Raw genomic sequence first — 217 nt, 5'->3', positions numbered from 1 at the left:
AGGCCGGAGATTCCTACGGCGCTCATCCCGGCATCGCGCCGCAATGAGTTGCTTCGGTGGGTTCCTGCTGCTGGCGACATTACTGCGTCGCTCACTTCACAGGCGCAACGGGCGTGTCCCGCCCTGAGAATGTTGATCGCACCAACTACATCGGCGTTTTCCTCGAAGCCGCACGCAACACACCGGAACCGGGCTTGTGTGCGTCGGTTCTCTTTGG

General features: G+C 61.3%; 1 protein-coding gene. It reads right to left on the bottom strand.

Annotated features, from left to right (window positions below):
• Nucleotides 1–217, bottom strand: a 217-nt coding sequence (locus tag LGT40_RS16285) for a zinc ribbon domain-containing protein (protein ID WP_226343084.1), incomplete at both ends; no start/stop codon positions are given.

The sequence above is a fragment of the Methylophaga pinxianii genome, from assembly GCF_020447225.1.
In the GTDB taxonomy this organism is placed as follows: Bacteria; Pseudomonadota; Gammaproteobacteria; order Nitrosococcales; family Methylophagaceae; genus Methylophaga; species Methylophaga pinxianii.
This window is presented reverse-complemented; position numbering and strand designations above follow the sequence as displayed.